The sequence below is a fragment of the Ruegeria atlantica genome, from assembly GCF_013032505.1.
GTDB classification, from domain to species: Bacteria; Pseudomonadota; Alphaproteobacteria; order Rhodobacterales; family Rhodobacteraceae; genus Ruegeria; species Ruegeria atlantica_F.
Map to the genome: position 1 here is coordinate 556252 of NZ_WQCG01000003.1, position 26548 is coordinate 582799.

28 protein-coding genes are annotated in these 26548 nt (G+C 56.4%); 5 read left to right on the plus strand and 23 right to left on the minus strand.

All coding sequences use genetic code 11. The annotated features are described in order from the left end of the window. Positions 1 to 30 precede the first annotated feature (30 nt). Positions 31 to 3312, plus strand: a complete 3282-nt coding sequence (locus GOW92_RS14520; RefSeq protein ID WP_170561299.1) for an adenylate/guanylate cyclase domain-containing protein — start codon at positions 31 to 33, stop codon at positions 3310 to 3312. On the opposite strand, the gene GOW92_RS14525 is transcribed toward GOW92_RS14520, so the two are convergent. The 4 genes from GOW92_RS14525 to GOW92_RS14540 all read right to left on the minus strand — a co-directional run bounded on the left by GOW92_RS14525 (position 3313) and on the right by GOW92_RS14540 (position 7234). Next, positions 3313 to 4248, minus strand: coding sequence for a polyprenyl synthetase family protein (locus GOW92_RS14525; RefSeq protein ID WP_170561300.1), 936 nt, complete (start codon positions 4246 to 4248; stop codon positions 3313 to 3315). Beyond that, the gene (locus tag GOW92_RS14530; RefSeq protein WP_170561301.1) at positions 4245 to 4721 is read right to left on the minus strand and encodes a hypothetical protein; all 477 of its coding nucleotides are present in this window, start codon (positions 4719 to 4721) and stop codon (positions 4245 to 4247) included. The genes GOW92_RS14525 and GOW92_RS14530 overlap by 4 nt, the downstream gene beginning before the upstream one ends. A gap of 385 nt (positions 4722 to 5106) precedes the next feature. Continuing rightward, positions 5107 to 6231: an amidohydrolase gene (locus tag GOW92_RS14535; RefSeq protein WP_170561302.1), complete on the minus strand. Its 1125-nt coding sequence runs from the start codon at positions 6229 to 6231 to the stop codon at positions 5107 to 5109. Next, on the minus strand, positions 6224 to 7234 hold the full coding sequence (locus GOW92_RS14540) for a pyridoxal-phosphate dependent enzyme (protein WP_170561303.1): 1011 nt from the start codon (positions 7232 to 7234) through the stop codon (positions 6224 to 6226). Before GOW92_RS14540 ends, GOW92_RS14535 begins: the two co-directional genes overlap by 8 nt. 86 nt (positions 7235 to 7320) lie before the next feature. Here GOW92_RS14540 and GOW92_RS14545 point away from each other — a divergent pair, with 86 nt between their 5' ends. Next, positions 7321 to 7779, plus strand: coding sequence for an Lrp/AsnC family transcriptional regulator (locus GOW92_RS14545; protein ID WP_170561304.1), 459 nt, complete (start codon positions 7321 to 7323; stop codon positions 7777 to 7779). Here the strand turns inward: GOW92_RS14545 and GOW92_RS25345 are convergent. The 4 genes from GOW92_RS25345 to GOW92_RS14565 all read right to left on the minus strand — a co-directional run bounded on the left by GOW92_RS25345 (position 7682) and on the right by GOW92_RS14565 (position 9800). Beyond that, on the minus strand, positions 7682 to 7999 hold the full coding sequence (locus tag GOW92_RS25345; protein WP_170561553.1) for an NAD(P)-binding domain-containing protein: 318 nt from the start codon (positions 7997 to 7999) through the stop codon (positions 7682 to 7684). The genes GOW92_RS14545 and GOW92_RS25345 overlap by 98 nt on opposite strands. A 146-nt stretch (positions 8000 to 8145) precedes the next feature. Then, complete coding sequence (locus GOW92_RS14555; protein ID WP_170561305.1) at positions 8146 to 8343, minus strand: NAD(P)-binding domain-containing protein; 198 nt, start codon at positions 8341 to 8343, stop codon at positions 8146 to 8148. Positions 8344 to 8373: 30 nt separating this feature from the next. Further along, a complete protein-coding gene (locus GOW92_RS14560) occupies positions 8374 to 8922 on the minus strand; it encodes an isochorismatase family protein (protein WP_170561306.1) in 549 nt (182 codons plus the stop codon). 11 nt (positions 8923 to 8933) lie between these two features. Next, positions 8934 to 9800, minus strand: a complete 867-nt coding sequence (locus GOW92_RS14565) for a HalD/BesD family halogenase (protein ID WP_170561307.1) — start codon at positions 9798 to 9800, stop codon at positions 8934 to 8936. Positions 9801 to 9918: 118 nt separating this feature from the next. Between GOW92_RS14565 and GOW92_RS14570 the strand changes: the two genes are divergently transcribed. Further along, positions 9919 to 10788 carry a LysR family transcriptional regulator gene (locus tag GOW92_RS14570; RefSeq protein ID WP_170561308.1) on the plus strand — a complete coding sequence of 290 codons (870 nt, stop codon included), beginning with the start codon at positions 9919 to 9921 and terminating at the stop codon, positions 10786 to 10788. A gap of 159 nt (positions 10789 to 10947) precedes the next feature. Here the strand turns inward: GOW92_RS14570 and GOW92_RS14575 are convergent, their stop codons facing one another. Further along, complete coding sequence (locus GOW92_RS14575) at positions 10948 to 11136, minus strand: hypothetical protein (RefSeq protein WP_170561309.1); 189 nt, start codon at positions 11134 to 11136, stop codon at positions 10948 to 10950. Between the two features lie 328 nt (positions 11137 to 11464). On the opposite strand from GOW92_RS14575, the gene GOW92_RS14580 reads away from it, so the two are divergent. Together GOW92_RS14580 and GOW92_RS14585 are read left to right on the plus strand one after the other, a co-directional pair. Continuing rightward, on the plus strand, positions 11465 to 12637 hold the full coding sequence (locus GOW92_RS14580) for an adenylate/guanylate cyclase domain-containing protein (protein ID WP_170561310.1): 1173 nt from the start codon (positions 11465 to 11467) through the stop codon (positions 12635 to 12637). Then, a complete protein-coding gene (locus tag GOW92_RS14585) occupies positions 12618 to 12827 on the plus strand; it encodes a hypothetical protein (RefSeq protein ID WP_170560791.1) in 210 nt (69 codons plus the stop codon). Before GOW92_RS14580 ends, GOW92_RS14585 begins: the two co-directional genes overlap by 20 nt. 105 nt (positions 12828 to 12932) lie before the next feature. Here the strand turns inward: GOW92_RS14585 and GOW92_RS14590 are convergent, their stop codons facing one another. From GOW92_RS14590 to GOW92_RS14655, 14 genes are all read right to left on the minus strand, one after another. Beyond that, positions 12933 to 13628 (minus strand): RraA family protein, encoded by a 696-nt coding sequence (locus tag GOW92_RS14590; protein ID WP_170561311.1) that lies wholly within the window; start codon positions 13626 to 13628, stop codon positions 12933 to 12935. Then, on the minus strand, positions 13625 to 14320 hold the full coding sequence (locus GOW92_RS14595) for an alpha/beta fold hydrolase (protein WP_170561312.1): 696 nt from the start codon (positions 14318 to 14320) through the stop codon (positions 13625 to 13627). Before GOW92_RS14595 ends, GOW92_RS14590 begins: the two co-directional genes overlap by 4 nt. Then, positions 14317 to 15441: a cobalamin-independent methionine synthase II family protein gene (locus GOW92_RS14600; RefSeq protein ID WP_170561313.1), complete on the minus strand. Its 1125-nt coding sequence runs from the start codon at positions 15439 to 15441 to the stop codon at positions 14317 to 14319. Before GOW92_RS14600 ends, GOW92_RS14595 begins: the two co-directional genes overlap by 4 nt. Positions 15442 to 15451: 10 nt before the next feature. Further along, positions 15452 to 16054, minus strand: a complete 603-nt coding sequence (locus tag GOW92_RS14605) for a class I SAM-dependent DNA methyltransferase (protein ID WP_170561314.1) — start codon at positions 16052 to 16054, stop codon at positions 15452 to 15454. After that, positions 16051 to 17016 carry a cupin gene (locus GOW92_RS14610; RefSeq protein ID WP_170561315.1) on the minus strand — a complete coding sequence of 322 codons (966 nt, stop codon included), beginning with the start codon at positions 17014 to 17016 and terminating at the stop codon, positions 16051 to 16053. Before GOW92_RS14610 ends, GOW92_RS14605 begins: the two co-directional genes overlap by 4 nt. A 191-nt stretch (positions 17017 to 17207) precedes the next feature. Further along, entirely contained in the window at positions 17208 to 18197 is a 990-nt protein-coding gene (locus GOW92_RS14615) for an ester cyclase (protein WP_170561316.1), read from the minus strand. Then, the gene (locus GOW92_RS14620) at positions 18194 to 19237 is read right to left on the minus strand and encodes a LacI family DNA-binding transcriptional regulator (protein WP_170561317.1); all 1044 of its coding nucleotides are present in this window, start codon (positions 19235 to 19237) and stop codon (positions 18194 to 18196) included. The genes GOW92_RS14615 and GOW92_RS14620 overlap by 4 nt, the downstream gene beginning before the upstream one ends. Further along, positions 19237 to 20001, minus strand: coding sequence for an SDR family NAD(P)-dependent oxidoreductase (locus tag GOW92_RS14625; RefSeq protein ID WP_170561318.1), 765 nt, complete (start codon positions 19999 to 20001; stop codon positions 19237 to 19239). The genes GOW92_RS14620 and GOW92_RS14625 overlap by 1 nt, the downstream gene beginning before the upstream one ends. After that, positions 20001 to 21053: an ester cyclase gene (locus GOW92_RS14630; protein WP_170561319.1), complete on the minus strand. Its 1053-nt coding sequence runs from the start codon at positions 21051 to 21053 to the stop codon at positions 20001 to 20003. Before GOW92_RS14630 ends, GOW92_RS14625 begins: the two co-directional genes overlap by 1 nt. Then, positions 21050 to 22381, minus strand: a complete 1332-nt coding sequence (hisD, locus tag GOW92_RS14635) for a histidinol dehydrogenase (RefSeq protein WP_170561320.1) — start codon at positions 22379 to 22381, stop codon at positions 21050 to 21052. Before hisD ends, GOW92_RS14630 begins: the two co-directional genes overlap by 4 nt. 11 nt (positions 22382 to 22392) lie before the next feature. Beyond that, entirely contained in the window at positions 22393 to 22923 is a 531-nt protein-coding gene (locus GOW92_RS14640; RefSeq protein ID WP_170561321.1) for an ester cyclase, read from the minus strand. Positions 22924 to 23050: 127 nt separating this feature from the next. Beyond that, positions 23051 to 24205 (minus strand): carbohydrate ABC transporter permease, encoded by a 1155-nt coding sequence (locus GOW92_RS14645; protein WP_170561322.1) that lies wholly within the window; start codon positions 24203 to 24205, stop codon positions 23051 to 23053. 1 nt (position 24206) lies between these two features. After that, complete coding sequence (locus GOW92_RS14650) at positions 24207 to 25229, minus strand: carbohydrate ABC transporter permease (protein WP_170561323.1); 1023 nt, start codon at positions 25227 to 25229, stop codon at positions 24207 to 24209. Positions 25230 to 25295: 66 nt separating this feature from the next. Further along, on the minus strand, positions 25296 to 26507 hold the full coding sequence (locus GOW92_RS14655; protein ID WP_170561324.1) for an ABC transporter substrate-binding protein: 1212 nt from the start codon (positions 26505 to 26507) through the stop codon (positions 25296 to 25298). Positions 26508 to 26548: the final 41 nt, after the last annotated feature.

Here is a 26548-nt window from a genome sequence, read left to right on the forward strand (position 1 = left end):
GAAATACCTCGTACGAACAAGAGACGACTGATGACTACTAAATCGATTGCGGCATGGCTGAATGAAATTGGCCTGCCACAATACACCGAACTGTTTGATGAGAACGGCATCGACCTGGACATTCTTGAAGATGTGACCGGCGACCATCTCAGAGAAATGGGTGTCACGGTGCTGGGTCATCGGCTCAAGATCAGTAAGGCAATCACCGCGCTGAAACCGGATGCGGCACAGCCCAGACCCAGCGGTGCCATGACGGGCGAGGAAAGCGCGGAACGGCGACACCTCACCATCATGTTTTGCGATCTGGTCGGCTCGACCGCCCTGTCGGCGCGGCTTGATCCCGAAGACTATCGCGACCTTATGGCGTTGTATCAGGATACCGTCTCGCTATTGGTCAAAGAGGCCAGAGGGCACGTGGCTCAATACCTTGGCGATGGCGTTGTGGTTTATTTTGGCTACCCGGTTGCGCAGGAGGACGCGGCAGAACGCGCGTGCCGCGCTGCTTTGGAAATTGTCGAGGCCGTCGCCGCGTTGGATACTGCAGCCGGTGAACGCCTGCAGGTGCGCATTGGCATTGCAACGGGGTTGGTTGTGGCCGGTGACCTTGACCAGAACGGCGTAAACTCGACCTCAGCAGTGGCTGGCGATACGCCCAACCTTGCGGCCAGATTGCAGGGGCTGGCAAAGCCGGGACAAATTGTCATTGGCAAGAGAACTCAGTCTCTGTTGGGGGATATGTTCGTCTATGAGGAGCTGGAGAACATCCATCTGAAGGGGTTTGAGCCCGGCCAGGTGGCCTGGCGTGTCATATCCACGGCACAGCGCCAGGACCGGTTCGCCGTCACCTCGGCACGGCGGCAACTTACGCCTCTGGTCGGTCGTACGCCGGAACGGACGCGCCTGATGTCGGCCTGGGAAGATGCCAAATCCAAGAAGGGGAATGTTTGCCTTGTCTCAGGTGAGGCTGGCATCGGCAAAAGCCGCCTCACATATGAGGTGGTGGATCAGGCCAAAGGCGAAGGTGCCACCGTTCTTCACCTGCAATCCGCACCTTATTTTGAGAACACGGCCCTGTACCCTATCCGCCGTCAGATCGAAACCGTGCTCGGGTTCAAGGAAGACGATGACAGCGAAGCCCGGCTGGACAAGCTGGAAAAACTTGTCGTCGCCGAAGACGATCTGAACGAAGCCCGCGCGCTGATGGCATCTTTGTTTTCGCTGCCCTGTGACAGGTATCCGCCGCTGAACCTTTCGCCCGAGCTTCAAAAGACGCGCACGATCGACATGCTGATCGAACAGGTCATCGTTCTGTCCAAGCGGGCACCATTGTTGGTGCATTTTGAAGACTTGCACTGGATCGACCCTACATCACTGGATTTGTTGACCAAATTTGCCGCCAAACTCGCTGATTGCCAGATCCTGCTGCTTGTGACCTGCAGGCCGGAATTTACGCATGACTGGCAGGTGGATCACCTGGAAACCTGCGAACTGGCGCGCCTCAAGCCAGCAGAAGTCGAAGAGCTGTTGGACAGTATGACAGGCTCGGATGCTTTTTCGGCCGAACAGCGCCAGCAATTGCTGGAACGATCGGATGGCGTACCGCTTTTCGCCGAAGAACTGACCCGCTCTGCCATAGAATCCAGAAACAGCGCAGATTTGGTGCCGGAGACCCTGCAAGACAGTTTGATGGCGCGCCTCGACAAGTTGGGGGCGGTCCGCGAATACGCTCAGATCGGGGCCGTGATCGGCCGGGAATTCGATGTCGACCTTCTGTCTCAGGTGACGGGAACTCCGTTGCCAGAGCTTTCAGACTCGCTGTCGCAACTGGGTGACGCCGACTTGGCATACCCTGACCAAACCGGTCACAGCCTAATGTTCCGCCACGCGTTGATTCAGGAAGCGGCATACCGGTCCATATTGCGACGGCGGCGACAGCAATTACATGGAAAGATTGCCGAAACGCTGGAAGAAAAATTCCCTGAACGTTGCAAGTCCGGTCCGGAACAGGTGGCCAACCACTTTGTTGCCGCCGGGCTTGGTGACCGGTCGGTCCCCTACTGGCTGACGGCAGGTAAATCCGCTTGGGGCCGGGCTTCGATGAAAGAAGCGCTCGCTCAACTCAGCAATGGTTTGGAATACGTTGGAGAGGTCGATGATCTGACGGATCGCGCAAAGCTGGAGCTGCAACTGCAGTCGACCATTGGCGTGGTGCATTTTGCGGCGACCAGCTACGCCTCGCCACAGGCGCAAACAGCTTTTGAACGCGCACGCGAGCTGTTTGTGGATGTTGACGATCCAGACCTGCGCGTCGCGGTTCTATACGGGATCGGGGCGTTTGAAACCATGCGTGGCGACGTAAGCTCAGGGCATGATACATTTGCGGCGCTTGCTGACGAGGCAACGCGCAGCGGCAATACCCGCTATGAAGTCTATTCCGCCTCGATGCAGACGTGGTCGCATTTCAACCGCGGCGACTACGCCGAGTCGGTGCGCTTTGGCGAACGTGTTCTACAGCTCTATGATGACGGCATCTGGGACCAGCCGGGGCCCCGCCTGTCAGCCGCAGAACCCAAGGTAATTTCAGAGTGCTTCCGGGCGGCAGCCCTCTGGTCCCTGGGTCGACCGGATCAGGCGGTGAAGGTCGGGAACGACATCCTGAATTACACCCGGTCGCTGCCTGACCCCTATTCGCTAGTCTATGCTCTGTCGAACGGGGTGATCCGCATCCATGACTGGAACGGTGACTGGGAACAGGTCATGGACCTGACCGAAGAATGCAGCGCGGTTGCCGGAGAGTACGGGTACAGGTTCTTGGGTGTCTGGGCTTCCTTCTGGCGCGCCCGGGCAATGGCGCAACTCGGTCAACTGGATGAGGCCGAAAAGATCACGGCCACGGCCGTTGCCGCCTGCAAGAATGCCGGCGTTCATTACCACCGCGTCTGTTTTGAAGCCAACCACGCACGCCTGCTGTTGGCACAGGACCGGATCGAGGATGCCGCCCAGGTTCTAGACGATCTTGACCAACCACTGCAGGTTGGGGGCGAATTGAACCACGTACTGGACCTGAGCCTAGTCAAAGGGGAATTGGCACAGAAGCGTGGCGATACCAGCAGCGCCGAGCAGCACTATCGCGCTGCTTACGACGCTGCCGGAAACCGGTCAGCTTTAGCATGGCAACTGCGCGCCGCGCTTGGGTTGGCGTCTTTGCTGCCCACCAAAGACGCACAACGCGCGCTTATCGAACCGCTGATGGCTCAGTTCGAGGAAGGGTTCGACAGCCAGTATCTGAAGGCTGCGCGCGCCTATTTGTGATCAGCGCGCTTCGCCTAAAGCCCGAGTGCGATCCACAAGCGTGATCAACTTCTTCGGGTTCCGGGCAAATCGATTGGCCTCAGCTATAGCGCTGGCAGCGATCCGGTCCAACTCGGCTTCGGCTTCGGGCAAAGCGGCGCGAAAGGCCTCGGCCAGCGCGTCGTAATTGTCCGGGTTCGGATCGCGGAACATCGCGGCAACCGCGGGTTCGCGCACTGCAATTGCGGCAGGCAGGGTCAGGATGCCGTCACGAATATCCTCTTCACCACCTCCGCCCAAAGCTTCGGTCCCGCGCACGTCCGATACGTCATCGCAGGCGTGATACAGGGTACCCAGCAAGCCGCCGAAATGGCGCAGCCCCTCGCTGCGGTCTCCGAGACAAGCAGCAACCTCGAACATTGAACCGGTGTCTTCCTGCGCCAGCTTGCGCCAATCTTCGACCCCGCGCGGCATTGTGCGACTGTTCCACTGTGCGATCTCGGCTGCGCCCAGCCGCGACATCAGCTCGGACAATAGCCCGACCACCTGCGGTTCGTTCGCCATAATCCGATAACCTTCCGCAACCATAAATCCGGACGTCATCAACGCCGCAAGTTGCCCAAAGGCTGTATGCATGGTCGGTTTGCCGCGCCGTTCGTCCGACTGATCCAGAATGTCGTCTACCACCAGCGTCATATTGTGAAACAGCTCAAGCGTTACGGCCGCCTGAATGGTCTCATCCGTGATTTCTTCGCTGCCGACAGCTGTCTGGCAGGCAAAAATGGTCAAGGGACGAAAATACTTTGAACCGGCCAGGAACTGTTCTTCCAGTTGCGGCCGCATCTCTTCTGGCGTGGATTCAACCCACGTGCCGATGGCTGTGCGAAGCCGTTCCGTCTCAGATTCAAATCCCAGTTCCGGTATTACCCAGTCGGCGCGGGCACCATCGTTATTCATGGTTTGGATTTTGCATAGCGATGAGGACCTTCCAGGTCGTCATCCACAGGGCCGACCGATTTGCGAAGCTCTGCCTCGATTTCCATGAGATCACGTTGCAACAGTTTTGCCTCACTCAGTGACAGATCCGATATCTCGCGCAGCACAGCCCGCGCCTTGTCCAGCACGATCAGCTGTCTGGCTTCTAGTGAAGGTCCATCCGCGCTAGGCATGCTTGCCTCGATCGCGTCCGTTCCTTGTGTTGAGACGATGGTCGCAATCTGCCGCCAGTACCGTAAAGCTGAGCTGAGCCACCGGGCCTGTGCCTGTGCAAGCAAAAACATCACGTCCGGTTCAAACCGTGCACCCTTTTCTCCGTGCTCGCGTAACGAGCCGAGAACTCCTTCCAGCGCCTCCAGATACATTGCTACCATGTCGTCGATCGAGCCGGGGTTCCCAAACTCATTGCGTGATGATCCGTCGTCTTGATCCATCTTGCTACTCCATTGCCCCTTAGTCATAAAGTTCTGTGGATTCAGAATTTTGGCACTGTTTTTCACTGTTTATTCACACCGCGCTGGGGCATGGGTTGATTTGACTTTTAGTAAAACAAGAAGATCGCCGCCCAATCAAGTACCGAGATATATCAACTATCTAATAACGTTAGGCAACGGCCACAGACTGGCGAAAATGACGCCTTCCACGCGATGCATTGGAGTTTCGTTGCGGCGTTGCTGATGATCTCTTCTGCGGCGTCACCAGATGACGCGATTCAGCGCGGGAGGCAGTCGCCGCAGCGGGTTGGCCGAAGAACAGAATAGGACAGCGTAGCTAATAATGCTGCCCGCTAATGAAGTTTAATCCAGCGCTCGTCAGCCCTCAAAACTCTTGCCGTGCAAGGCTGGTCCAGAAGGCAATACCATGCCTGATCGCTTCGTCGTTGAAATCATATGACGGGTTATGAAGCGGCATGGCGTGGTTCCCCTCGACCCCGTTGCCCATCAGGATAAAGGCCCCGGGACGATGCGCAAGAAACTCAGCAAAGTCTTCCGAAAAACCCACGCGCCCGCAATCCGTATCTAGGCTGCCGACATCGCGGGCAGCGCCGGCAATCATGTTAGTAGCTCTGACATCGTTCACCAAAGGCCGGAATGAAGTCGAGTAATCTACCTCCGCCTCAGCTCCTTGCGCCGCACAAACGCCCGCGACAATGGCGCGCATTCTTTGCTCGATACTTTCGGACACATCCCCGGAAAAACCCCGGCAATCCCCGCGCAGGGTTACATTGCTGGGCAAGATGTTTCGCGCACCATCCGTTACGAATTCAGTGATGGAAACGACCCCGTGTTTGCTTGGTGAAAGCGAGCGAGAGACAATCGTCTGTAACTGCTGCACTATTGCCGCCCCGGTCACAATCGGATCAATGCCTTTTTCCGGCATGGACGCGTGCCCGCCCTGGCCGCGAACACGTATCTCGAAATTATCCTCAAATGCGCAGAATGACCCCACTTGCGTGGCAAAGTGGCCAAGTTCCATGCCCGGCATATTGTGAAGGCCAAAGATTGCAGCCATTGGAAAGCGTTCAAACAGTCCATCCGCGATCATCGCGGCTGCCCCGTTTCCGTTTTCTTCGTCCGGCTGAAAGATAAAGTGGATGGTGCGGTTTAAAGACGGATCCGCCGCAAGCTCGAGCGCGGCCCCCAGCAGCATGGCGCTGTGGCCGTCATGCCCACACCCATGAAACTTGCCTTCCGTTTGCGAGCGATACGGCAAGTTGGTGGTCTCATGTATTGGCAACGCATCCATATCGGCGCGAAAGCCGATTGCGGTTTCGTCTGGGCCACGGCGCAAGGTGGCCACAATGCCTGTGCGTCCCACTCCACGGGTGACTTCAAGCCCCGCTCGCTCCAACTCAGCCGCGATTAGTTCCGAGGTCCGGCCAAGATCAAAGCCGGTTTCGGGGTGCGCATGCAAATCGTGACGAAATGCAACGAGATCAAGCATCGGGAACGCTCCCCTCGGACAGCACGACTAACGGCAATTCGGCTTTGTCCAGCAACGAGGCGGCAAGCCCGGCGGCACCAGAGGGCGTAGTAGAGAAGCCCATATCGCGCGCATGCTCTACAGCTCCTAAAGCCTGCGGGTCACTAATCAAAACCCAATCGTCGGCGCATCGTTCCAGAATGCCCAAAGCCAACATAGAAGGCGTTTTACAGTCCAGACGCCCCATGTTGGAAACAGGCCCTTCGACAGTCAGGATCTGGCCCGCGCGGGCGCTTTCGGCAAGGCAAGGCGCCGCATCCGGTTCGACCACGATTATCTTTGGTTGAACCGCCCAATTGGATCGGATCATGTAAGCGATCCCCGCAGCCAGTCCACCAACGCCAGCCTGCAAGTAAACGTGGCTGGGCCAGTTCCCGGAACGCTCTAGTTCCATGCGCATTTCTTCGGCAATGACAGTGTAGCCCTCCATCACCAACCGCGGTGGTTCGGTGTATCCGGGCCAGGATCCGTCGGCGAGGTGAATTGCGCCGGTTGCCTCTGCATCGGCTATGGCTGCCGCGACACTCGCCTCGTAATCGTCACCGGACCGAACAACCTCTGCGCCTTTGTCCTGCAGGCGAATTGCAAAGTCCTCGGGCACCGTTTCGGCAAGGTGAATGCGGGCCTTGGCACCAAAGAGCCGCGCACCAGCGGCCACGGCCATGCCATGGTTGCCTGCGCTGGCACAAACAAAAGTCATCTTGCGCGCAATTGCCTTCACGGAATCTTCCAGAAAAGTGCTTGCTTCCAGCGGATAACCAACGCGCTCCTCAATCAACTTGGCAACGGCGTAAACACCCCCGAGCGCCTTGAACGCACCCAGGCCCATCCTGTTTGTTTCGTCTTTGATCAGTATGGACCGGCCCTGAAAACTACACGTTTCCAATGGACTTGGCTTATAGGTTGGGCAGGCCGCCAGCAGTGACAGTGGCTTTGCAACATCGAGTATGGTTGGATTTTTCATACAAAAGTTGTACACGCGATCAGTGAGGTATTATCATCAATTTCTTCCTAATATTGGGAATATTTCTCACTAAAGATGGAATTCACATGAAACTCGATCAGTTCGACCGAAATCTTCTTCACTTGATGCAAGCTGATGCGAAGATGGGCCTCGAAGCTCTCGCATCCGAGACGGGCTTGTCCGTGGCATCAGTTCAGCGCCGGTTGAAGGCGCTCAGAACCTCGGGCGCCATCGTTTCGGAAGTCGCCATCGTCGATCCGAAAAAGCTGGGTGTTGCGATGAGCTTCATTGTGATGGTCGAATTGGAGCGCGAGCGACAGGATCAGATCGATGCATTCTCACGTCAGGCGCAATCTGAGCCCATGGTGCAGCAGTGCTATTACATCACTGGGGACGCGGATTTCTGCCTCGTTTGCACGGCAAAAGACATGGACGATTTTCAGGAACTCACGAAACGACTGTTCTTTGACAACTCAAATGTCCGGCACTTTCGTACATCTGTTGTAATGGGCAGAAAGAAAGTCGGCTTGGGCGTTCCTGTGTAGGGCTTTGGGCCCTGGATCGACAAATGAGACGCCCAACAAAGTTGTTCGTCGCGCTAACTGCACCATGGTTTGTACTGTTCACGCGCGAATTGCCCTGAAACGACCCCATCAGTTCCATCGCGGGGCGAAATCGCGCGACCGTTGCCCCATCCCCGCCTGCGAATTGAGGCATATTGCAGGTACGTGCACCATCGACGGCACCCGTGACTGGCGCATCAATTAACTACACTCCAATCTCAGCGAAAATGGCAGCAAGCTCTCGCACATAGGCAGGTTTGTTGGTCGTTACTTCCACCCAAACCTGCCCGGTGGTCAGGACTGACCGCAGTCCATCGGCACCCCTACCATTTGCTCAATTTGCTTTGGTCAAAATACCATCGTGAACACGATATCCGCCGCTTGTGCGGCTGCCGCAGGGGTCTCTGCCCAAGTCACGCCCAGCGCCAGATGCTCCTCTGCCCGCGTCTTATCAAGATCGCAGACAGAAAGATCGTGCCCACCTTTTATCCGGTTCAAGGCCGCCGGTCCGTCCATGGTGCCAAGTCCGATAAAGCCAATTCGCATGTTCGCCGCCTTCAGGGTTAGTTGTCACGCTTACGCGTTCAGGATGGCGTCAGTCGTACGCACCTCACCGAACTCGCCCTGCAGGTTGGCGAGCGTGACCGAATGTATCTGCTCGGCGCTGTGGGTCACGCCGTCCGGCCCGGTTGCGTCATAGGCCCAGACGGCATCTGAGGCATAGACCATATCAAACCCCAGGCTGCTTGCCGAGCGCGCGGCGGACTCGGCGCAGTGATTGGCTGTGGCCCCGCAGATGACCACGCGTTCAATGTTTTCTGCACGCAGATCAGCCTCAAGCGAGGTTCCGGCAAAGGCGCTGGAGACGTTTTTGATGATCACCGGTTCGTCCCCTTGCGGTGCTGCAAAGGGTTGAACGGCAGCACCGGGCGCATCCACGTGGAACGGATCATCCGGGTCAAGCCCGTGGTGATGCACATGGACGATCTTGTAACCGCGCTCGCGGAACTGGCTGAGCAGCCTGCGGATATTGTCGCCAGCCTCAGGGCACGACCGCGCGGCGCCGGCGGCATCCTCATGGGCCAACGCCATTTGCACATCAATGACGAGTAGAGCAGTTTTCATGGCTTGTTCCTTTATGCGTTGATACTGGAGGCTGCGCGGTCCGCGAGGATTTTTTTGACGCGATCACCGTATATCCGAATGTTGATGTCGTCGCTGATCACACGGCCTTCCTGTTCGTCATAGGTCATGATTGCAGTGACACGGGGGATCGAGCCTTCGACCTCTGTCACCCCGTGCAAAGAATAGCCGCCCCGAAATAGCGTAAACGTACCGGCGCCGCGGTCGAACGTCCGGGCGTGGGACAGATCGCCGGAAAGCAAACGATCCACCGCCTCGCGATCTTCGGCCTCGTCGGTGCGCGAGTTCGGCAGGAAGGCAAAATCACCACCGGATTCAGCGGCTTGTAACAACAGTGTTACCGTGCATTCGGTCGTGTCATAGTGCCAGGCGTGCCAACTGCCAGGATGCAGGGCAACGACGTTCAGCGCCTGAAACTCATCGGCGCACCGGTACAGCACGTCTTTCTTTTGAACGCGGCGCACAAAATCCGTCAGCAGCGGAGATTGATATAGCCGTTGAAGCAGCATTTCATTCGGCAATTGGTCGTCGGCCAATTGCGTTGCCACATGCGTGTATTCCTTGCGACGCGGATCATCTTCAGGCAGCGAAGGGTCAATTGCGCCCTGATAGATGTTGCGTTTGATGGTCAGCACGTCTGCGGTAGGCAACAAGGCGTTGGATTCATCGGCCAGAGCCGCCAGCCCTTCGGGGCGGATAAACCCATCCAGATTGCACCAGCCGTGTTCCCCCATCTGGTCCTGGCAGTCCTTTAGAAAGGCAGCACCTTCGGCAGCTTCCAGATCTGCGATCGGAAAGCGCTCCAGATCCACAAGGCTCAAAACCATATCGGTGGCTGCATCTCGATTGATCTCGGGCATGGGCGCTCCTTTTTTTCTGGTCGTTTTTATCGTGACCTGAATCTGTCTAGCGGCCCTCTGAAACGAAGAAAAATAAAAGAATTTGCTTTCATGCACATAAAAAATTTATGGATAGGCAATGAAGAGCAATCTCAACCTGAACTGGCTTCGCTCCTTCGAGGCTGCCGCACGCCATTTAAGCTTTACTGCCGCCAGCCGAGAGCTGGGGCTGACGCAAACAGCTGTCAGCCAGCACATGAAGGCGCTGGAAGGTCAGCTGGGGCAGAAACTGTTCATTCGCCGGGCCAAGAGCCTGCAACTGACGGAAATCGGTCGAGCCTATTTGATTTCGGTTCGGGATTCATTGGAACACATCGCTTTCTCCACCAACGGGCTATTTGGACCCGCATTAGATTCGACGATCGTTGTGCGGGCATCGGCGGCTATGATTATATGGTTGGCACCGCAACTGGCGTCCTTTCAAAAGGCCCATACCGGTATCGGGATCAAACTTGTCACCTCGCTGTGGCAAAGCGGTCGGGAGGGGCATCCTGTAGATGTTGACATCCTGCTGGCGCCGCAAGCCCAATCCGACGCGCGCATGGTCAAGCTTGCCGACGAATTCATCGTTCCGGTTTGTGGTGCGCGCACCGCGTCTGAGGTCAATACACCTGCTGATCTGACAACCCGCGCGGCCATCCACGTCCTTGGGTTCGACGACCATTGGGCAAGATATCTGTCAGCCCATGATCTGCCCTACGGCGACATATCCCCACACCTTGTCGTCGACACCTCGGTTGCCGCTTGCGAATTGGTGGCTGCAGAAAGCGGCTGCGCGATCATGATCAACCGTTTCGCCCAGCAGGCCATTGAGACCGGCCGCCAGATTAGAATTGTTGGCACCCCGGTCGATACAGGCCAAGCCCACTATGTCGTGCAACACAAAACGGGACCGGCAGGGTCCTATGTCTCAACCGCCTTTTGTGAGTGGCTGCAAACCCGGTTTTGAAGGCCGCCTTACAGTCCCAAGAAAGCGGGCAAAAAGTGCTACGCGGTCATTTAGGAGTTTGATCATTCGCACTTGGAAGCGATCTTTTTGTTTGTTTTGTTTTGAATGAATATCGTCAAAGGCCCACTCGCCACGCATATGATGAAGAGCCTGTGTCCGCTACAGAGCCTTGCGGAAGATCACATTGGCATCCCGAGCGGCCCAGAAGCCGGGGATCTGCCCCTCTTCGTCATAACCGTTTTGGACGTAAAACTTCCGCGTCAGCACAAAGCCATCCGTATCAGATAAATCAACGGTCAGTATCCGCTGATCTTTGCCTTCAGGGTACTGCACGGCGGCCAGCACCAATTCAGTCCCCCCCGTTTGCGCTGATGATCAGGACGGACAGCCGACGCTAGCATGTTCCATGTTCCGTCAGCCAATTCCTTCGGAACGGTACAGCAAACCCCAACGGCAGAGCCATCAAGGTGGCAGCTCCGCTACAACGGCCCGGATTCTCCGGGCAGTGCGAATGCAAGTATTGCAGGCATTTAATCGTCTTCGCCCGCTTGGATGCGGGACTTCTTGTGCAGATACAACTCTCGCTAAATTCGAGCAGGCGGGCGATCGATTCAACTTGGCTCAACCCAGGCGGAATGCCATTTGCCCTACGCGTCTAAGCGACTAGTTTAAAGCAATGGATTCCATAGCCGAACTGACAAACTGGTTGATTTCCGAAGGCCGCCGATCAGGTGATCCAGTGAAAGTGGTGTCACATTTCTGCTCGTCTTTGATCGAAGCCGGCGTCCCGCTATGGAGGGTCAATATCGGTCAGCGTTTTGCCAATCCACTACTCATCGCCTGGGGTGTGGTTTGGACACCAGACGGAACCGAAAGCTACGATGTCACACATGAGACGATGTTGACCGACGGCTACGTTGGAAGCTCATTTGAATATATTCTGGAACACAGAAGGCCGCTTCACAAAAGTCTTCAGCAACTAAACCCAAAGACGGAACATTCTTCATACCTGGAGTTCGCCGAATTGGGCGGTACCGACTATTATGCCACTCTGCTTTACTACGGTGACGGTTCACTGCACGGTTGCACCTTTGTTACGCAAACGCCAGAAGGGTTCTCGCCCAAGCATCTGGAACTGATTGAACGTGCACTGCCCGCTCTGTCTTCGGCTTTGGAACCTGTCACGATGCGCAAATCGTCGAAAGGCCTTCTGCGGACTTACCTTGGCGATGGACCCTCGGACGCTGTTTGGAATGGGCGTATCAAACGAGGGGAACGCACCACCCTTGAGGCCGTGGTTATGTTCTCAGATTTGCGTGGTTTTACGGCGTTGTCAGACAGCGCACTGGAAGAGGACGTTTTTGACGCGCTGAGTGGATATTTCGATCTCGTTGTTCAGTCAGTGGAAGAAAACGGAGGTGATGTTCTAAAATTCATGGGAGACGGTATTCTATCGATCTTCACCATCCCCACTCAGGCGGATCGCGACGATCGGTGTCGGAAAGCTGCGTATGCCGCGCAAAGTGTTATGACCGGTCTGTCGGCACTAAACCAACGTCGCGAAGACGCCCAGAAGCCAGCTCTGGATGTTGGCATCGGAATTAACGTGGGGCAAGTAAGCTATGGCAACATCGGCAGCCCCGGCAGGCTGGATTTCACTGTTCTCGGTGGCGCGGTGAACGTCGCTAGCCGCATTGAGGGTCTGACCAAATCGATTGGCCGCAGGGTGCTGGCGACGTCGGCCGTTGCTGGCGCTTCAGCTGATCTGTTCTCTCCTTGCGGGAACTACGAAGTTCGTGGCATTGCCCATCCAATTGAGCTGTTCTCTCTTGTCGAGCAGTCGGCCTGAGGCGCAGTCAAACCAGCACTTTGAACGCATCGGTCTGGACACGGTTGAACAAACACAATTGGTCGACCAGACCGGTGAAACCCGGCAGCATTTCGGCCCTCAGGTTCTGGAAGCCAACGCCGCGATAACCGGTCAGGGTGTCGCCATGCTGACGCCCGCCTTCTTCCGGGATGAGTTGGCAACCGGGTGAATTAGAGCTCGGCAAGAAAACCGGACTACTTCTCAGCAGAAACCAGCAATGGTTTAAGAGTTTTTTGCCTGCCCAACCGGTATGCGGAACGTCTGCCCCCTATTGTCAGACCCTGGCTTTTTCAAACGCCGCCCAAGCGGTTTCGAAAGCTTCAAAATCAAATTCTGGCTGGCGGGCGGCATCCAGGACGATGCGCTCTGTCACCAAAAGCTTTTGGATCGCGGATTCCAACTGGCTGACGACATCCCCCGGCACGACCAGCGCACCATGGCGGTCGGCGTGAACCAATTCGCCTGGATTGACCGTCAGGCCAAAAACTGAAACCGGTGTATCAATCTCGCGGACATGGACAAAACCGTGGCTTGGCCCGACGGATCCCGCAACAACGGGGAACCCTTCGGGTAAGTCCCCGAGGTCGCGCATCACACCATTGGTTACTACGCCGGAAATGCCGAACCCCTTGTGGACCGAGGTATTGATCTCTCCCCAATAGGCTCCGATGCAATCAGGATAGTCCACATCCTCGATCACTGCGACGCAAGGATTGGGCGCTTCGGCCATATATTTGTAATAGGCCATACGCCGGGATTTGATGACATCGGGCGGTTCGGTCGGTGGGTTGACTGCCGCGATCTTTGCCGTGCGGGCGTAACCGACGATAGCGGGTTCTTCCGGCGCGGAACACAGCATGGTGCCGCGCGTAAATTCGTCAAACCCGCGCTTGCCCTGCGCCACTTCGATGGCATTGCAGACGGTTGGTGTGTCGACCTTGCGAAGCAAGGCTAAAAGGGATGGCGTCATGTGTCCTCCAACCAGCGGGTCAACGCCGCTGTGGTTTTCCGGGGTTGTTCCAATGTGGGCAGATGCCCAGCGCCCTCTACGATCTCAAGCGCGCTGTACGACAGTAGTTCATGCATCATCTGGTGACGTTCCACGGGGCACAGCCTGTCTTCTTGCCCACACAGAACCAGAGCCTTTCCGGTATATGCTTTCAGGGTCATGGTCTGGTCTGGACGGTCCATCAGCGCCTGCGATTGGCGCAAGAAAACATCTGGGCCCAAATCGGTGGCCATTGCCATGCACAGATCCAGGATAGCCCCTTGATTAGGCCCGTCTGCCAGATAACTGGGCTTCATCTCGTCCCGCATCACCGACCTCAACCTGCCGTCGCGAACGGCAGCCATCTGGGGTATACGACGGGCTTTAACCTCTGACTTTTCAGCCAGTGGGTTTGTGTCGATCAAAGCCAGACGCGAGACGCGTTCAGGGGCCCGCCGCAATACGTCCATTGCCACGATACCCCCCATCGACAACCCGGCCAGGGCAAATTCAGGCGGCGCATTTTGCAGGATGTCATCCGCCATGGCTTGCACGCTGTCATGTCGGGACAACGGGAAAGTCATCACAGGTAACCGACCTGACAGAGCGTTAATCTGCGGGCCAAAGAGGCGGGCATCGCACATCATGCCCGGTAACAAGATCAAGGGTGTCATTCCGAGGCCAGCTTTGCCCCTTCGGACAGCGCCGCCAACTTGGCATAGGCAATCTGAGGATCAACCGCCCCAAAGCCCGCAAAGGTTCCAAAGCCGCAATCGCTGCCCGCGATCACCCGGTCCGCGCCGACGATCCCCGTAAAACGCTCGATCCTTTGGGCCACGAGTTCGGGATGCTCGACGAAATTGGTGGTTGTATCGACTACGCCGGGGACCAATACCTTGTCATCGGGGATCTCAGATTTGCGGTCGCGGAACACGGTCCATTCATGGGCATGGCGCGGGTTAGACGTCTCGAACAAGACATAGCGCGACTTGGTTGCCATCAGGGTGCTGAACACCTTGTCCATAGCGATATCGCAACAATGCGGACCTTCGTAGTTGCCCCAGCAGATGTGCACCCGCACGCGATCCTGTGGAACATTTTGAAGTGCATGGTTCAGGGCTTCGACATGCATGTTGGCAATCTTGACGAACTCGTCATCCGAGAGGTCGGTAAACAGCATATGGCGCGATAAGGCCAGATCGGGGCAATCCAGTTGCAGATCCAAGCCAGCGGCCACGATGGTTTCGTATTCCTCTTTCATGGCGTCGGCCAGCGCCGCCAGATATGCCTCGCGCGTGGGATAGTAATCGTTTTGTAAGAACAGAGAAATCACACCCGGCGAGGCAGCATTCATAAAACCGCGTTCGGCACCATGCAGCGCCATAGCCGCCTTGAGGTTGGCGATATCCTTTTCCAATTCCCCCTGCCCTTTTGAGCGCACTTCGCCGGTACACATCGGTCGTGCGTATTGGGGCGTGCCACCATCATTTGCCAGGCGTTGCAGAAAACTTGGAAACATCTTCAGATCTGCAGGTGCATTGCGCGGACTGTCGCCGGAAAAACCGGTGTATCGATCCTTGACGTATGTAGCGTAAGAGATCTTGGACGTCTCGCCATCGCTGACAATATCAACCCCGGCTTCGACCTGCTTGCGTACAGTTTCAGACACCGCATCAGCCATGCAGGCATCAAACGCGTCCGCTTCGTAAGGCTCACCGTTTTCTCGGGCGAATATGAAATCCACAACGTCCTGTGTTCGGGGCAGAGACCCAACATGTGAGGTTTTGACGGTCATAAGCGCCTCCTTACAGTTTTCGTGCCATCAGCACTGTATGGCTTTGCGTTTCGGGGTCTTCGGCCAGAAACCCAGTCAGTTGCAGCCCGTTTTCTTCAAGGCAAACGGCATAGTCGGCCGGGGACAATGAGGCGTGATAGACAAGCTCTGATCCCACGGTTCCGCTGACCTCACCGGCGCCGGGACCTACGGTCAACATCAGCATTCCGCCGGTGTTTAAATGGCGTGCCATGCGGGTGATACAGGCCTTTTGCTCATCCGCCGTCAGGTGGAAAAAGCTGTTCCAGGCAATGATACCATTAAATGTCCGATCCAGCTCAAAATCTCGCATATCGGCGTGCCGCCAATCCCCTTCGGGCCAGCGTTCCAAGGCGATGGCCAGCATGGCCTCGGAAAAATCAACACCGGTGACATCAAACCCTTCGGCCATGAACCAGCGCGCGATGGGATCGCCTGTGCCACATCCCAGATCCAGCACATGATCACCCGGCTTTAGGCTGGCCGTGAAGCGCGCCAACCAGCGCGCTTCGAACAGAGCCTTTGAGCGGCGCTTATCGTACTCCGTCGCCTGCCGCTCATAAACGGCTTGAGTGTCGTTTGGGTCTACGTTCATCCTGTCCAGGTCGCTCCTGCCGGGTCATCAGTTGCAGTGATCCGGTACAGGCCTGCCTGTCCGGTCATAGATGGCACGACGCTATAGGAATCGCCGGGCAGCACCAGAGCCGTGTCGCCGTTGGACAAAGTGGCTGCATGATCGTCGATCAAAATATGCCAATGACCACTGGCCGGCATCAGAACTACAGGTTTTTCTGCCACGACTGGCTCGGTCACAGCGGACCCTCGTCCAAGAAAATCGACCTCGAAGCCGGGTCTATCCTTAATCAAGCCATTCTCACCTATCACCACTGCAGGTTTGTTGGCCGATAAAGCCATCAGATCCCAATAGCGCGCGACGTATTTTCCGACCACATCTTCAACCGGAACTTCCGGATAATCCTTCAACTGCTCTTCAGTCAGCAAGGGCATCGGGTGGACATTGTGGGGCAGTTCCTGGCCCTTCTTGCTGTCATAAAGAACGCCATTGTCGCCCAACATCAGACCATGCGCCTGCGCGTCTTCGATCACTTGCGGAGCCCAGGTCACGCCACCGCCTGCATCGTCACCGCCCAGGATCGACATGATCATGCCGTAGTCCTGACCGACATTTTCGAAACCGCGGAAGATACCGGTCGGGATGTTGAAGATATCACCCTCCTCGGCAATGAACTCACCCGCCGTGCCGTAACGCCCCCAGAAAAAGCGCCAGCGACCTTTGGCAACGAAGAAGACCTCTGCCGTTGTGTGGCTGTGCAATGAGTTCCGACATTTCGGCGGCTGACCGGCAGCACCGATGTTGAAGCCGATCTTATCCGTGATGTGCACGTGCTGGTCCGGGGATTCCGAGACGCCGCCGCCGATGATTGTGAAGTTTTCTTTCTGATCGCTGCCCGGTGTGTGAGCGTCGATAAAGGCGGTTTTGCAGGGTTGAAGCTCACCGTAGCGGACAATGCGGGCAGTGATGGCTGATTTGGTCATGACATATGTTCCGTTTTTGTGTTTTCAGAAATGAAAGTTCGTATGCCAGGACGGCACACGCAGTCATTTCCCAGGCGGGCGCAGGTTCAAACGCTGCGCACGCAGGCTTTGCCGGAACATGTGAAAACGCCGACTGGCTCCGGTCTCATGCAGACCACCCGAAAGGATGCGATATGCGACCGGACGTGCCACTATACCTGTCCACCCCGCAACAAGATTTGTTTCCATACCGAGGTTTCGTCAAACAGAGTATATTCGCGGCGCAATTGCGGTTGGCCTGTGACCAATGCGCCAAACTCCGCGTGGCTGATCCCAAGGACATAGACCTGCGCGCCAGTTGGTGCCCCGAACGCACCCCAACCGTCATGTTTGCCCCAAAGGCTCCAGCGAATTGCTGCGCGCGGAGGCATCGCCGGGTCGTCGCGCCCGATCTGGTGCTCAACCTTGAATTCAGCATTCGGAAAACTTGCGCGTAACCCCATCCAGAAGCGATCAACCGGGTCCCAACCATGGCCGGTCACGCCGCCCACGTATTCCGACTGCACCGCACGGTCATACTCCGCCTCGATTGCGCCCATATCGGCGTTCATAATCCGGGTAAGGATGTCAGCGTATCGCTGTCCCCATTCATTGTCGTTGCCACGACCCTTGTAGGGGCCGGGCTGATCAATCTCGGGGGTCAGAGGTTTGACGCAATTTTCCTTTCCACCTTCCCGCGCAATCAGATCGGCAGCATATTCCTTTGGATCCCACCCCATCTGTCGCACGATGGCACCTTGATCTCGAATGAGCCATTCGTCGTTGATTTGATTATCAATGGCGTGACAGTCGGCCAAAATCCGATAGCACAGTTTTTTGCCGGTCGGCTTGCCGTAAACGCCTTCGGCCAGATGCGTGGCAGTAGACAGGATGCGGTGAGAGCTGAGCATGCCCTCTTCCGGTGTACCAGACCAGATCACATCCTCGCCCAGCAATTGCCGATCCGGAAACTCGGCCAGTGTCGCCATAGTCGCACCGATCACATTCTGATTTCCCAGAACCACCGAACCGGGTGAGCGAACGACGATGTCTTCGCTGTAATAGTCGTGCAGCGTCGCGATGCCCCGGTCTTCCCAAATCTCTTTGGTGATACCGATGATATAGTCGGGGAAATCCCTGAATTTGGGATCAAAACCTTTCATGTATTTGTCCTTTGCGGCTTCCACCCTTTGGGTAACCTTGCAGATGTACGCACTATAAGTGGGCCATCAATCGCTACCTTACGAGGCGCAGCGGAGTTTGGGGTGTCGATATGTTCAAATAGTGCGGCAACTGTTTCGGCCACCATAAGGTTGGCCCGTTGCCGGATCGTCGTCAGATTATAGGCGGGCCATCCTGCGGGCGGTACGTCGTCGTACCCAACGACCGAGATATCTTCGGGTATGCGCAGACCAAGTTCAAAGCGGACCACATCCATAACAGCGAACGCCATGTGATCATTGGCAACAAAGACCGCATCGGGTCGGTCTTCTGGTGCGACGTCAAACATCCGGCGCGCGGCGGCTCGTGCATCTTCGGTGTGAAATTGCCCGACTTCGTAGCCAAACAAAGTTTGCCCGGATTCGCCTAGTGAAGCCCTGAATCCAGCCTCTCGGTCGCGTTGGGTCGATGCGCCTTGCCAGCCTGCAATATACGCAATCCGCTCATGCCCGCCAGCGACCAAAAACTCAGCGACCTTGCGACCGCCTACATAGTTGTCAGATGTGACCGTCGTAATGCCTTCGATATCCTGACTGCGGTTAAATAGTACCACCGGCACACCGGCCTGTTGACAGCGCATCGCGATATCCGATGACATCGGGACAGAGGCCAGGATGACCCCATCCACTTGATAATCAAGAATTTCATCCATCACATCGTCAATGTTCCCTGCCGAACGGGACGCCATGAAGATCAGCACGTGATAGCCTTGTTCCTGCAGCGCGTTAGACAGTTTTTCCAGCGCTTCGGGATAGAAATAGTTGTCTAGATAGCCGACCACCAAACCGATGATACGGCTTTTGCCCGATACCATCGCGCGCGCCAACACATTGGGGCGATAGCCAAGCTCGGTTGCGGCCTTGCGTACTTTCTCTTCCGTTTTCTTGCTGACCGATGCACCGGGCGTGAAGACGCGACTGACCGCGGATTGGCTGACACCGGCAAGTTGCGCGACCTGGAGTGATGTTACTTTCTCGGCCATCAGTCCGCCGTCCAACCTCCATCAATCAGCATTGAGGTGCCCGTGACCAGAGCAGCGGCGTCCGAAGCGAGATAGCGTACCGCACCCATGATGTCCTCGACCTCACCTACGCGATCCAACTTGATCTTCTCCATGATCCACGCAGAGCGTTCGGGGTTGTCGAATGTGGACTGGGTCAACGGCGTTCGAATGAAGGTCGGGCAGACCGTGTTGATCCGAATGCCCTGTTTACCCCATTCGATGGCCATGGATTTGACCATACCTTCGAGCCCATGCTTGGTTGCACAGTAAAGCGCCCTGTCGACGCCGCCCACATGGCCCATTTGACTGGAGATATGAATTATGGACCCTGACTTGCCAGCATCCATCAAGGCACGCGCAGCGTAGGCGGAAAGGAAGTAGGCGGAACGCAAGTTGATGCCGGTAACGACATCGAAGTCTTCGGGTGTCGTTTCAATTGCGGGGCTATGACGTGCGATCCCGGCCGAATTCACCACGGCCTCGAAGTTTCGCGTTTCGAAAAGCTGTTTCAGCTTTCCCAGATCGCCCTGGTCCAGCACAAGCGCTTCAGCTGACCAGCCCTGCCCTTGCAGAGCAGCCACCGTATCATTCAACCGGTCCTCGCCTCTGGCGGCGCAGACGACGTGCGCGCCTGCTTCGGCCAAAGCCACGGCACAACCCTGCCCGATGCCCGAAGAAGCTCCGGTCACAAGAGCGGTTTTTCCGCTCAGGGAAAACGAAGGGGTGCGTGGCAGTTCAGTCATCAGCTCATTCCATCCGGTATTTCAATGCGCCCCATGTTTCGGGCTTTGTTGAATTCCCGTAGACGGGCGAAGACGTCAACGCCTAGTTGGCGATACGCATCCAGAAGATCGACCAACACCCAGTTTTCACGAATACGCCCGTTCTCAAGCCGCCAGAAATCCAGGCTGCGCATGGTGATCTTCTTGCCCGAGGGCGCGATGCCTAACCATCCATCATGGGTGACAGTCTGGATCATATTGGGCCAGCCAGTCACGGCCGCGTATTCGCCATCGCCGAAGAAGTGGTAGGTGATGTCGTCCACGAACTGCCCACGATCCGGCATTCCGCTCAGGAACGGAATTTGGTGCCAATTGCGAAAGCCCGCATAGCCACGCCCTGTGCCAATGCCCGACGGCCCGTACCAGTTCATGCGCGGATGCCAGAACCGTTCCATCTCCATCACCTCAGGGCCACCCTGTTTGGGGTGTTTTTTAAGATGCTCCAACATATCGATGATGTGCTGACAGGTCTTTTTGCCCTTTGCCTCATCATACGGACCGGGAACGAACCCGTCCTGCGTGGCCGGGCCCGGCACATGCCATTCGCGTCCAAGGCTGGGTGCCATCGGCCAGGCATTTGCGTGCATCATCACCTCGGGGATATCCCAAAGGGCCTGTATTTCCGCGATTTTGCCGTTTTCGAAACGGTAAAATTCGTGGAACCGCATAGTAACCTGATGACCAGTCGGTGGGATGTCCAGCCATGGGCCAGCGAATGTGCCCGTGTAATAGCCGCCGCATCCAACCCAGTCCGAACCATGTTCATCCGGGCCGGCCATGACAATGTAGTCGCGGCGTTCCAGATCGGGCCAAGCCGCCAACAGATCCTTGTAGGCACAGTCATAGAAGGCGTTGCTACCGATGCTATCACCAAGCGGATGACACAGGTGGAAAACGGCGTCCGTGGCCGTTACATCTGCCAGTGCCGTGCGAACACTGTCCTCGGAAAAATCATACATCGCGTCCCTGAGCGGAGCGATCAGGGCCTTATGCTGAGTATGTCTATCACTCATTCAGCGGCATCCCGATAAGGCGCGGGTTCGCCATAGGGCACATTGATGCCGCCATAGCGACGCACGCGGACGTTGCACTGTTCTGCGTGGCCTACAAAACCTTCCAACATGCACAGACGCGAGCCGTATTCGCCAATTAGTGTCGCCGCCTCGTTGGTCAGAACTTTCTGATAACTGTGCGTTTTCAGGTATTTCCCAACCCAAAGCCCACCGGTATAGCGCCCCGCCTTCTTCGTTGGCAGCGTGTGGTTCGTACCAATCACCTTGTCCCCGTTTGACACGTTGGTGCGCGGACCAAGGAACAACGCGCCATAGCAGGTCATATTCTCAAGGAACCAGTCGTCACGATCCGTCATCACCTGCACATGTTCCGAGGCGATATCATCGGCAACCTGCAGCATCTCGTCATACGTGTCGCAAACAATCACCTCGCCATATTCCTCCCAGGACACTTTCGCAGTGTCGGCGGTCGGCAGGATGCCCAACAGGCGGTCCACCTCGGACAGCGTCTCATTGGCAAGCTTTTCAGAGTTCGTCAGCAACACGCAGGGGCTGTTATATCCGTGTTCGGCTTGTCCCAGCAGATCGGTTGCGCATAGCTCGGCATCTGCCGCGGTCTCGTCCGCGATCACCATGGTTTCGGTGGGACCTGCAAACAGATCAATGCCGACGCGCCCGAACAATTGGCGCTTGGCTTCGGCAACAAAGGCGTTGCCGGGGCCAACCAGCATGTGGACGGGATCAATCGTCTCGGTCCCCAAAGCCATCGCACCAATGGCCTGTATGCCGCCCATAACGTAGATCTCATGCGCGCCACCCAAATGCATGGCCGCAATCACTGCTGGGTTCGGCTTGCCTTTGAACGGAGGCGTGCAGGCAATGATCCGAGGTACACCCGCGACCGAAGCCGTGGCCACGGACATGTGGGCCGAAGCCACCATTGGGAACTTGCCACCGGGGACGTAGCATCCGACCGATTGCACAGGAATATTCTTATGGCCAAGGATAACGCCCGGCAGCGTTTCGACCTCAATGTCCAGCATTGAATCCCGCTGAGCTTGAGCAAAATTGCGCACCTGTTCCTGTGCGAATTTTATGTCGGCCAATTCGCGATCAGACAATTGCCCGATCAATTCATCGATTTCCTGTTGGCTTAGGCGGAACGAGGCTGGAGAGTAGTTGTCGAACTTCTCGCTCAACTCACGAACAGCGGCATCACCACGGGTTTCGATGTCTTTCAGCGTCGCCTCAACAACGGCGCGGGTCTTGGCATCATCTTCTGCCCGGTCCGCATCGGATTTGCCGCGTTTAAGATACTCGATTGCCATGTTTCCAATCCTCAATTTTCGGGTCGGGGCGGAAGTTTGTCACCCCGGTCAAATGCTTCCCAGCCTTCGCCGTTGAACAGGTCCACGCCCAGTTGGGCCGCAACGTGGGCAAAATCGACATTCACCCAGTTATCGACAATCTTACCGTCGACCACTTTCCAGAAGTCCATGTAGCGGATTTCGACGCGCTTGCCGGTGGGGGCGATGCCCAGAAACTCACCGGAATGCGTGGCTTCCTGACGGCCAAAGGCTGCCGCCCACTCGCCCATGTAAAGGCGGGCCTCATCGATGCAGGTCTTATCCGAAAACGCCGCTTGAAACGGGCGCTGCCAATTGTCCTGAAACTCTTTCAGGCCAGTCTTGGTTCCGCAGCCTTGATTGCCCATCCAGCGGAAGCCTTCAGTGAAGAACTCTCCGATATCATCAATGCGGTGGTCGTTCAGACCATCCACCATGGTTTCGATCACGCGGCGCGTGTCATCAGTTTTGCTAAGGTCCGTATCGCGGGTCAGAACCGCTTGTTCGGGACGGGAGCCTTTCATGTCTTTATCCTTTCAGGTTGCCAGAGGGAGAGCTTGGTGGGTGCAGCCCCAATGCTCAGAAAGTCCCTTGGCATCCTGTTCAGCGCCGGATGGCGCGACATGGCGTTATGGCGCGAGTTGCTGCTCATCAGCCTTTGACTGCTCCGGCTGTCAGACCGCTGACGATCTGGCGCTGGAAGATCAGAACAAGGAAGATCAGCGGTGCAGTGATCGACACGGCGGCGGCAACTGCGACCACTTGGTCGGTTGTAGTCGTTTCACGATTGAACATGCCGACAATGGCGGGAACCATGGTCTGGTTCTGCGCATCCAGCAGCAGTGCAGTGACTAGAAAGTCGTTATAAGCCAGCAGGAAACTGAACAGACCTGTGGTGATCACCCCAGGCCACATTACCGGCATGATCACACGGCGGAAGGCCTGAAAATGGCTGCAACCATCAACGCGGGCGGCCTCATCCAGCTCTGCCGGGATATTCTGAAAGAACGAACGCAGCATCCAGATCGTGAATGGCTGATTGATCGCAACCAGAACAGCAATCACCGCAAATGGCTTGCCGTAAAGTGTCGGTGCATTTTCACCCAGGATCGGGGCCAGCCATTCGGCCGAGTTGATGAACACCGGCAGATAACCAGCCACCAGCACCGAATGCGGCAGGGCCCGAAACACCAAAGCGACGATCAGGATCCAGAAAGCTAAAGTCGATCCAGACCGAGCCAGACCATATCCCGCCAACGTGCCGACGGTCAGCGACACGGTTACCACACCTGTTGTCACGATCAGGGAGTTCTTGAAGTTGTTTGAAAAGCCCCGGTCAATCCAGACGGTCTTGTAGTGTTCGGTGGTCAGACCAAGTACGTCCCGACCCAAGGGCCCGAACCACGGATTCAGCACGTTTAGAACGGCAGGCAGGACGACAAAAAACGCAAGCAGAAAGCCAACAAGAACAACCAGGACACCGATCACCCAGCCAAACCATTCTTGCTCGGGCTTCGTGTAAGACTTCACCATCGATGGGAGTGTTTTTGTGGAAATCACAATCGTCGCCCAAATCACCGCGATGCCCAGAATGATGTCCAGCAGCGACAGACCCTTGCCAACGCCAAGAGTGGCCGGACCGAAGATCACGTTCAACGCGTTGCTATCGAAGGCATCTACTGGCGACTTGAAGCTCATCACCACGATCCAGAAGATCGGGAAGGCCGCGATCAGGCACCACAGCGCAAGGAAGATGTTTGAAGTCAGCCGCAGGCCAAAAGGCTGGCGAAGCGCACGCGAGGACATATCAGTGACCTCCTTTATGGTCGCGCCATGTGCGGCGCAGCGGAAGGATAAGAAGGATGACAACGCCAATCATGGTCAGCATCGAGTTGGCGGAGGCACGGCTGATCGACCGGTTACCCGCCTGATCCGGCGTCAGGTAGTCAAACGTCAACCACTGTAGCGAGATCACATAGCCTTGGCTTGAGAAGCCAACGATTTCTTCGAACACGCGGTAGCTGTCCATCAGGTGGATCATCGATACAAATATGATAAGCGGCATCAAATGCGGAATGACGATGTATTTCAGCCGCTGCCAGCGGGTCGCGCCGTCAATAACCGCGCTTTCCAAACTGTCTTGATTAACCGTTTGCAGACCGGCGTAAAAGATTATGGCCGCGAACGGAGCCACATGCCAGACACGGTAGATCATCATCAGAATTTCGATAGTCCAGGCCTGGGCAAACAGAGCGATATCGCGGTTTAGCCACCACTCCATCATCGCGGTCAGGATACCGTCTCCACGGAACAGCCAATTGATTGACAGAACTCCGATCACCGGAGTGATGATAAAAGGCAGCAGAGAGACGAATATCACCGGGCCGCGGATAGAACGCGCGGCATTGTTTATCAGAATGGCAATCCCAAGCCCGCAACCGACCACCAGCGGTAGCGTGATCAAAGTAAACGTCAGCGTGAACCGCAGGGCCTTCCAGAAATTGATCGTCGACAGCACATGCCAGCTGCCGTCACTTATAGCGCGCCATGCGCGGTCAGGTTCCAGAACATTGCGATAGCTTTGCAACCCTACGTACTGGGTTTGCGTAATGATCTCACCATGCTCATCCATCTTTGGTTGCGACACGTTTTCGGTCACACAGGTCTGGGTCAGGAAACCTGGGGTACAGGTTTCTTTTTCAACCGTCTCATAGATCGGCTGGGTGACATAGAAGCTCTGCTTGAACACGCTGACCAGCGGGAACGCGATGAAGAGAAGCATCATAAAGACAGAGGGACCGACAAAAGCGGCAAATGTCCGGAAATTCATGGCTCTGCCTTTCTAATGGTTCTCGAGATAAAGGGATGGGAGGGCCATAGCCCTCCCAAGGGAGGATCAGTTGCTGATCAGACCCGCTTCTTTCGCGGCAGTGACGTAGTCTGCCTCGATATCGGCCAGAGTCGTCTGCGCGTCTTTGGCACCGGTCAGGTAGTCGGCCAGTCCGTTACCCAAAGAGGTGTGCATGATGCCCATAGGACCGGAAGCCGGGTAAGCCTTGGCACCGCCTTCAGCGGACGCTGCAGCACCTGCAGCCAAAGGACCTGCCGAATAGGCCGTGCTAAGCCATACGGCGACATCGTTGTTCGCAGTGACCGTATCGGTGTCCATGCCCTCAAGTGCGACGCGGAAGGCAGCATCCGCTTCTTCGTCGCTCATGTTCGAAGCCAGAACGATACCGTCCCACCAGATTGTGGTCGCCGGAACCGCCGATCCCATTGGAGCCGCGGCCATGGTCACTTTGCCAACGACCTGGCTTTCGGCCTCATCGTTCATCGCAGCGGCACGGCTGGCCCAAAGGTTCGCCATCGCGATCTTGCCCTGCTGGAACTGCTGCTGAACATATGTCGAGTCGGAAACCAGATATTCTGGGTCCATATACTCGGTCATGGCTTTCAGGGTTTCCAGCGCCGCTACGCCTTGCTCGTTATTGATGGCAGGCATGTTGCCGTCACCAAAGAACGAGCCGCCTTCGCCAAGATACATGTTGACGAATTCCTGGCCGAGATTCCAACCGGTCTTGAACGTGCCACCAATGGGATATTCCATGACGCCGGCTTCTTTGATCTTGGCAGCCGCGGAAAGAACATCGCCATATGTTTTGGGTTCTTCAATGCCCAGTTCGGCCAGAACATCGTCGCGATACATCAGGTGCTGCGCATTCACCATCATCGCAATCGCCATGGTCTTGCCATCGACTTTGATCAACTGATTGGGCAGCAAATCCTGACCGTACTTCTCAACCAGATCGTCCAGCGGACGGATCGTACCGGCGTTGAGCAAAGGCACCAGAGTTGCGTTCGAAACACCGCCGATCTGATAGAGCGCCGGATCAGCGGCAAATGCCTCAGGTTGCTTTTCGCGGAATTCCTGGTCCAGCGAAGCGCTGAAGTTGCCGCATTCCGCCATCGCATCGGTGACCGCTTTCCAGGCTTCAAACCCGGCGGACAGCGACTTCAGTGGCACGTCGTTTTCGAAGGCGCATTCCGCCCATGCACCGGTGGCGGCGATGGACATGGCACCTGCCATAAGGATCGTCTTGAGTTTCATGCGTTTCTCCCTGTCAGGATCGGTCCGTCGTCGACGTCCGG

Excerpts from the sequence above, each read along its gene's own strand:
- GOW92_RS14620 (WP_170561317.1), bottom strand. The coding sequence starts at position 19,237 with ATGGCCGAGAAAGTAACATCACTCCAGGTCGCGCAACTTGCCGGTGTC.
- GOW92_RS14645 (WP_170561322.1), bottom strand. The coding sequence starts at position 24,205 with ATGTCCTCGCGTGCGCTTCGCCAGCCTTTTGGCCTGCGGCTGACTTCA.
- GOW92_RS14655 (WP_170561324.1), bottom strand. The coding sequence starts at position 26,507 with ATGAAACTCAAGACGATCCTTATGGCAGGTGCCATGTCCATCGCCGCC.
- GOW92_RS14605 (WP_170561314.1), bottom strand. The coding sequence starts at position 16,054 with ATGAACGTAGACCCAAACGACACTCAAGCCGTTTATGAGCGGCAGGCG.
- GOW92_RS14640 (WP_170561321.1), bottom strand. The coding sequence starts at position 22,923 with ATGAAAGGCTCCCGTCCCGAACAAGCGGTTCTGACCCGCGATACGGAC.
- GOW92_RS14630 (WP_170561319.1), bottom strand. The coding sequence starts at position 21,053 with ATGAGTGATAGACATACTCAGCATAAGGCCCTGATCGCTCCGCTCAGG.
- GOW92_RS14535 (WP_170561302.1), bottom strand. The coding sequence starts at position 6,231 with ATGCTTGATCTCGTTGCATTTCGTCACGATTTGCATGCGCACCCCGAA.
- GOW92_RS14615 (WP_170561316.1), bottom strand. The coding sequence starts at position 18,197 with ATGAAAGGTTTTGATCCCAAATTCAGGGATTTCCCCGACTATATCATC.
- GOW92_RS14625 (WP_170561318.1), bottom strand. The coding sequence starts at position 20,001 with ATGACTGAACTGCCACGCACCCCTTCGTTTTCCCTGAGCGGAAAAACC.
- GOW92_RS14545 (WP_170561304.1), top strand. The coding sequence starts at position 7,321 with ATGAAACTCGATCAGTTCGACCGAAATCTTCTTCACTTGATGCAAGCT.
- GOW92_RS14555 (WP_170561305.1), bottom strand. The coding sequence starts at position 8,343 with ATGCGAATTGGCTTTATCGGACTTGGCACCATGGACGGACCGGCGGCC.
- GOW92_RS14530 (WP_170561301.1), bottom strand. The coding sequence starts at position 4,721 with ATGGATCAAGACGACGGATCATCACGCAATGAGTTTGGGAACCCCGGC.
- GOW92_RS14520 (WP_170561299.1), top strand. The coding sequence starts at position 31 with ATGACTACTAAATCGATTGCGGCATGGCTGAATGAAATTGGCCTGCCA.
- GOW92_RS14540 (WP_170561303.1), bottom strand. The coding sequence starts at position 7,234 with ATGAAAAATCCAACCATACTCGATGTTGCAAAGCCACTGTCACTGCTG.
- GOW92_RS14595 (WP_170561312.1), bottom strand. The coding sequence starts at position 14,320 with ATGACACCCTTGATCTTGTTACCGGGCATGATGTGCGATGCCCGCCTC.
- GOW92_RS14610 (WP_170561315.1), bottom strand. The coding sequence starts at position 17,016 with ATGACCAAATCAGCCATCACTGCCCGCATTGTCCGCTACGGTGAGCTT.
- GOW92_RS14580 (WP_170561310.1), top strand. The coding sequence starts at position 11,465 with ATGGATTCCATAGCCGAACTGACAAACTGGTTGATTTCCGAAGGCCGC.
- GOW92_RS14600 (WP_170561313.1), bottom strand. The coding sequence starts at position 15,441 with ATGACCGTCAAAACCTCACATGTTGGGTCTCTGCCCCGAACACAGGAC.
- hisD (WP_170561320.1), bottom strand. The coding sequence starts at position 22,381 with ATGGCAATCGAGTATCTTAAACGCGGCAAATCCGATGCGGACCGGGCA.
- GOW92_RS14525 (WP_170561300.1), bottom strand. The coding sequence starts at position 4,248 with ATGAATAACGATGGTGCCCGCGCCGACTGGGTAATACCGGAACTGGGA.
- GOW92_RS14565 (WP_170561307.1), bottom strand. The coding sequence starts at position 9,800 with ATGCCCGAGATCAATCGAGATGCAGCCACCGATATGGTTTTGAGCCTT.
- GOW92_RS14590 (WP_170561311.1), bottom strand. The coding sequence starts at position 13,628 with ATGACGCCATCCCTTTTAGCCTTGCTTCGCAAGGTCGACACACCAACC.
- GOW92_RS14570 (WP_170561308.1), top strand. The coding sequence starts at position 9,919 with ATGAAGAGCAATCTCAACCTGAACTGGCTTCGCTCCTTCGAGGCTGCC.
- GOW92_RS14560 (WP_170561306.1), bottom strand. The coding sequence starts at position 8,922 with ATGAAAACTGCTCTACTCGTCATTGATGTGCAAATGGCGTTGGCCCAT.
- GOW92_RS14650 (WP_170561323.1), bottom strand. The coding sequence starts at position 25,229 with ATGAATTTCCGGACATTTGCCGCTTTTGTCGGTCCCTCTGTCTTTATG.